This window comes from Bacillus sp. PK3-067 (assembly GCF_056738645.1).
Map to the genome: position 1 here is coordinate 60,269 of NZ_CP096493.1, position 6,246 is coordinate 66,514.

At 32.4% G+C, this 6,246-nt stretch carries 5 protein-coding genes and 1 pseudogene; 4 read left to right on the top strand and 2 right to left on the bottom strand.

Annotated elements, in window-relative coordinates:
* Positions 1-50: 50 nt before the first annotated feature.
* Positions 51-893, bottom strand: coding sequence for a hypothetical protein (locus tag M1D73_RS30025; RefSeq protein WP_481158073.1), 843 nt, complete (start codon positions 891-893; stop codon positions 51-53).
* A gap of 1,069 nt (positions 894-1,962) precedes the next feature.
* Between M1D73_RS30025 and M1D73_RS30030 the strand changes: the two are divergent.
* The 4 genes and pseudogenes from M1D73_RS30030 to yknW form a co-directional block, all read left to right on the top strand.
* Positions 1,963-3,243, top strand: a pseudogene (locus tag M1D73_RS30030) (efflux RND transporter periplasmic adaptor subunit); the annotation flags it as partial.
* Complete coding sequence (locus M1D73_RS30035) at positions 3,240-3,920, top strand: ABC transporter ATP-binding protein (protein WP_065211881.1); 681 nt, start codon at positions 3,240-3,242, stop codon at positions 3,918-3,920. The pseudogene M1D73_RS30030 and the gene M1D73_RS30035, both read left to right, overlap by 4 nt.
* Positions 3,917-5,116 (top strand): ABC transporter permease, encoded by a 1,200-nt coding sequence (locus M1D73_RS30040; RefSeq protein ID WP_065211882.1) that lies wholly within the window; start codon positions 3,917-3,919, stop codon positions 5,114-5,116. The genes M1D73_RS30035 and M1D73_RS30040 overlap by 4 nt, the downstream gene beginning before the upstream one ends.
* A 120-nt stretch (positions 5,117-5,236) precedes the next feature.
* A complete protein-coding gene (gene yknW, locus M1D73_RS30045) occupies positions 5,237-5,926 on the top strand; it encodes a YknW family membrane protein (RefSeq protein ID WP_481158074.1) in 690 nt (229 codons plus the stop codon).
* Positions 5,927-6,050: 124 nt separating this feature from the next.
* Here yknW and M1D73_RS30050 read toward each other — a convergent pair whose 3' ends face one another.
* Positions 6,051-6,224, bottom strand: coding sequence for a hypothetical protein (locus M1D73_RS30050; protein WP_153599411.1), 174 nt, complete (start codon positions 6,222-6,224; stop codon positions 6,051-6,053).
* Positions 6,225-6,246: the final 22 nt, after the last annotated feature.

Below are 6,246 nucleotides of genomic sequence, written 5' to 3' on the forward strand. Positions count from 1 at the left end.
TGTGCTTATTTTACTAACAATAAACTCTCTATTAATAGTTTTATATTATATTATGAACCCAACCAATTATAGAAGGGAATTTTACCAGTGTATTCGTGTGTTGAAAGCGATTGAAGTATTATATTACGATTTAATTTATCTTCTTGTAATTGTTTTTTTGCATTTTCTTTTGTTCTTCTAAGATCTAATTCTTCAATCTTATTAACCAGGGCCGTAATGAAATAATCTCTAAAATTAGAGATTTTCCCTTGATTATATTTGTCCATTACTTTTCTTAAAACAGATTTGAAGCTTCTATCTGTTAATTCATCATTTGTAGCTTCTCGAAGAGTATTAACAATTAGATTTAAATGTTTTTCTGATAGAGAAGGAAAGCTTCGCTTATCATCATCAAATTTCACTATATCTTGTATAGAAATATTGGTATTTTCTTTATTAGTATTTTTTCTTTGGTATTTTATATTATACTGAAAATCCGAATCCGGGATTTCCACATGCGGATTTTCAGTAAGTGGATTCCCGAATTCTATTCGAACTGCGTAACCTTGTGTTTTTAGTTCCTGTAAAGTTTCCTCTAACATTTCCGCAACATCTTCTTTAATTTGTCCGTAAATGTAAATTTGTTCTTTATGTTTTCCATTATCTAAAACTTTAACGCGAGCAACATATTTGTTATGTATTAATTCTTTAAGGGCCTTATAGTGTGCATCACGTCCGTTTTTAGAACGCTTAATAATATCTGGCATGGTAACTTTCCATACGCCCTCACGATGCGAACAAAATTGAATTAATAGGTATTTTGCCATTCCTGTAAGGTTAAAATCATCAAGTAGGGCGTTTTCTACAACGCTATGTCCCCGTTTTCGTGCGTGTTTAAATACGTCATTTGACATAAAAAATCCTCCATTTTTCGCCCCAACAAAATGTAGACATACCAAAATAGAGGATTCATATTTACGTTTTTTTTAAGTTATGCTACTATTTAAGTACCAACTTAATTTACGTATCTACAAAACCTCTGCTCCGGATTTTTAAAGGGTATCTGCCGCCAAGCTAAATGACCATTTAAAAATTTTTGTTGGGGTTTTTAATTTTATATAATAATCTTTGTCACAAAATCTGCATATCTGGAACAATCATAGCAGAATAATAAGGAAAAAAGAAGATAAACTGGAAAGCTTTACAAAGGTTAGTAGTGGGATGTATATTTTTACATGTGAGAAAAAACAAGTAAGCTAAAATATACTAATTAGCCAATGTAAAAACTAATAAAAATACATGTTAATGCACATTTAATTATATCGACAAATATAATATGCAATATTGCATATTATATTTCAGTTTCATCTTTTTGTATATTGATGTTTCTGAATATTATATATAGAGATATAATGTTTTTGCAAAATTACTATTAAAATAATTATTAATCTAATAGTAAAACTAATAAGAGGACACGTAATATAGTTTGAATGTTAAAATTCAAACTTGTTAAAAATATGGATATCATTAACATATACAATGAGGATCAAAAGAAAAATTTATTTGTACGGCATAAAAGCATTTCAAGATTATAAAACAGCTATTTGTATTTCGAACTACGTTAAGTTAAGGCGGTGGTCCATCGTCTTAGCAATAAAATTAATATTTAACTTATGGAATTTCTAAATCTGGTTATTATGTAATGGTTTAGAGATTTATTATAGTAATTAAATGAAAGCTACCTTATTTTGAGGAAGCTTTTTTATTTTTCTAAATTACTTATTAAGAGTATATTGAAGTGAAATTTAAAAAAGAGAATTTATAAAGATATAAAATTAATAGTAATTATAAGGGTCTTTATATGTTTTTATTATTATGGAAAATTGATTGATTTTCATATAGTATTATTTAAGTTGGATAATATTTCTTAATTAAATAATCTCATAAAGGGGTAAAAGATTTATGCAATTACAGTACCAGAAAAAAAAGAAGAAATGGTTTATCCTTGGGATAATAATATTAATGGCTATTGTTGTAGGTATCAATATTTTTATGATGCAAGGAAAGAAAATGAATGTAAAAGAAGCGGAAGCTGTAAGTTTCGAGAAAGTAACAGAGCGTAAGTTTAATAGTACGAAATTAATTTCGGGGCAAGTAAAACCAGGAAATATAGAAAGTTTTTACACAGATCCAACAAAAGGAAGAGTGAAAGAGATTGAGGTAAAAGAAGGACAAGAGATAGAAAAAGGAACAAAATTATTTTCTTATGAAAATGAAGAAATTAATTTACAGATGAAGCAGGTTGAGCTTGATCAAAAGATGATAGATATGCGTTATGATCAAGGAAAAAAGAAAATTGATTCATTGAAGAAGGAAATTAAGAAAGCAAAAAATAGCGTTGCTACAAAAGAAGTAATAGTTCCAATGGAAGAGCAAGTAAGCGAGTTAGAAATGCAGCAAAAAACAATTGAGCTCGAGAAAGAAAAAGAAAAGTTACAAAAAGAAGAAATGCAGAAGAAACAGAATGAAGTAACAGCCTCAATGGAAGAGCAAGTAAGCGAGTTAGAAATGCAGCAAAAAACAATTGAGCTTGAAAAAGAAAAAGGAAAGTTACAAAAAGAAGAACTACAAAAGAAACAGAAAGAACTTACGATTTATAGTAATTTCGCTGGCGTTGTACAAAAGTTAGATAAGGATGCGGCACAAAGTTCATCCCAGGCTATTGGTGGACAAGGAAAAGCATTTTTACAAATTGCCTCCAAAGATCCGTTCCAAATTCAGGGAACATTAACAGAGCTTCAGAAATCACAAATTCAAAAGGACCAAACGTTTACTGTAACTGCAAAGGCAAATAGTAAGAAAAAATGGACAGGTAAGATTACAGAAATAAGTGAATTCCCGACAAGTGCAGAAATGGCTCAGGCTACAGGCGGCATGGGGGAAGGAACTCAAACTATGTCTCAATATACATATAAAGCAAGTCTTGATAGTCAAGATGGCCTATCTCCAGGTTATCACGTTTCTTTACAAGTAAACCTAGAAAACAAACCGATGCTTGCTGTTCCAAGCAAGAGCATTGTAGAAAAGGGCGATGATACATTTGTTTATATCGAGGAAAAAGGAAGACTTCATAAGCAAAATGTAAAGAAAGGTGCTACTGATGGAGACTGGACAGAGATTATTGAAGGCGCTACATTGGGGCAAAAGGTGGTTGAAAATCCTTCCGACAACGTGTATGACGGAATGGAAGTGAAAGAGAAATGATTACGTTAAATAATATTTCTAAAACATATTATCAAGGTAAGTTGACAGTGCCAATTTTACACGGTATTAGTTTAACGATTCAAAGTGGTGAGTTTGTCTCTATTATGGGGCCGTCTGGTTCTGGTAAATCAACGTTGATGAATATTATTGGTTGTTTAGATCGCCCGACAGATGGTGAGTATATATTAAATGATGTCAATATCTTAACAGCGGACGAGGAAAAATTGGCTTTGATTCGCAATGAATATATCGGATTCGTATTCCAGCACTTTAACTTATTACCACGTCTTTCAGCAATGGAAAATGTTGAACTTCCGCTTATTTATAGTGGGGTAAAAAAAACTGAGCGGCGCCAACGTGCGCTTGAAGCACTTGATAAAGTGGGATTGTCTGACAGGTTTCATCATCTACCAAGTGAGCTATCAGGTGGACAGAAGCAACGTGTAGCAATCGCAAGGTCAATTGCGAATAACCCAAAATTTATTATGGCTGATGAGCCGACAGGTGCACTTGATACAAAATCAAGTGAGCAAATTATGGATATATTTACAAATTTAAATATAGAAGGTACGACCATTGTTATGATTACACATGAAGAAGAGGTAGCTGACTATTCTTCTCGTCGTATTGTACTGCGAGATGGGAAAATTACAGAAGATAGAAGGTATGCGATATGAGTTTATTAGATAGTCTAAAAATTGCTGTTTCTTCTATAATAGCTCATAAATTACGTTCTGCTCTTACAATGCTTGGGATTATTATTGGCGTGGGTTCTATTATTACTGTCGTTGCGATTGGACAAGGCGGGGAGGCAATGTTAAAATCGCAATTTGCTGGATCTGGAAATCAAACCGTCTCTATTAATTATAATGTTGATTTAAATGATCCTATGGGAATGGACATGTCTGATTCCCCTAAAATAACAGAGGAAGACATTTTTGAAATAAAAAAGATTCAAGAAATTTCACATGTTGTAACAACAAATTCCAGTACGGAGCCGCTTGATATTGAAGATAAAAAAGAAATGGTGAATGTTACTGGTCTAGATAGTGAGTATTTTGCAGTAAATAAAATAAAATTGTTAAAGGGACGTTCCTTACAAGAATCCGATGTAGATCAAGGTAATAACGTTGTTATGATTAGTAAACAAATGGAAGAAAAGTTGTTTAAAGATGCCAATCCAGTCGGTAAAATTATTGAAATGAAAGGTCAACCAATGCAAATTATTGGTGTCTATAAATCAGATAATGAGTTTATGGGAATAGGCTCGTCTGAAGCATTAATTCCTATTTCATTATGGCCGATATTGTATGGGGAAGATAAAATTCAAAATATTTCTGTACAAGCAAAAAATGTGGATCTTTTGGAAAAGGCAGGCGAAAAAGCTGTGGCTGTATTAAATAGCCGCAAGCCAAGTGATGCAACTGGAAAATATGAAGTGCTGAACTTAAAAGCACTTCAAGAAGGTATTTCTCAGGTAACAAATATTATGACTATGATTATTGGAGGAATTGCTAGTATTTCATTAGTTGTTGGTGGTATTGGTGTGATGAATATTATGCTTGTATCTGTCACAGAACGTACACGTGAAATTGGTATACGCAAAGCTCTTGGAGCAACTCGTAGTAAAATTTTGCTTCAATTCTTAATTGAAGCTGTTATGTTAACTCTTCTTGGTGGATTAATTGGAATTGGTCTTGGATATGGAGGAGCATATGCTATTTCGAAATTTGCGAAATGGCCACCACTTGTTTCATGGGAAGTCGTTATAGGAGGGGTATTATTTTCTATGATACTCGGTATAATTTTCGGATTAATGCCAGCAAATAAAGCTGCGAAACTAGATCCGATTGAAGCACTTCGTTACGAATAAGCTTGCTAGTATGATAGACGTTTCTACATACTAAATAATTTAGTTGGTGGTTTCTAGTTTTTCGAAGAATATGTGAACCATCAGCTAGAACGAGTGATATATAAACAAGGAGGATTTATAATGGAAACAAATGTAACAACAGAGAATCTTGTTGGAAAACCATCACTGCTAGGAATGTTTACTTCTCCTAGCGCACAATTTACAAGGCTTAAAAGTACCAAAAAGGTGTGGGGAATTTTCTTCTTGGTTGCTTTCTTACAATCACTTATCAACGGAGTAACTACATATGTATCACAGAATACTCCAGAAATGCTTGAACTAAAAAAACAATTTGGTGACGATATGCAAGAATCTATGGGACTATTAATTGGAAAAGCAATAGGAACAGGATTCTTGGGAGCAATGATTGGAACATTATTTGTAGCAATAGTATATAAGGTATTCATGGTGTTTTTTGGGAATGATACATCGTATAAAAAAATAGTTGGAATTATTACCTATGCAAGTATTGTACTTCTTACAGGGGCACTCCTAAATGCACTGTTAACGCTTATTTTTGGTGGAGGTATCACTGGTTATACTAATTTGGCTTTCTTATTTCCAGAAGGGACAATTGCGTATGGAATTGCTAGTACAATCGAAATCTTTCACTTATGGTACATGTTTTTAATTTGGATTGGATTACAAACGACAGCAGGATTAAGTAAGGTGAAATCTGCAGTTCCAATTGTTGTGATATTTCTTATTCAATCAGCTGTTACAAGCTTTTTTACCATAGTATTAGCGTCTCTTATGGAATACGTAAAGTAAATAATGGTAAAAGGGTTGAGTACCTTTGTTGGCACGATAAAAAAACGAAGTCTTTCAAAAGACTTCGTTTTTTTATGTCCCAAAAACTACAATAGTTAGTGGTAATGACTTATTTATATGTTCTTTAATTTTTTTGATCTTTTTTCTTAAAACCATCTTTGTAGAAACTCAACACAATTCCGGCACTAACAATAATGCTAAGGGCACTAATATAGTTTTTATCCTTAAGAGACATATAAACTAACGGAATAACAACTATTAATGTAATTACAGCTAAAATAACAGATCTAATATTCACAACTTTCTCCCCTTAAATAAAC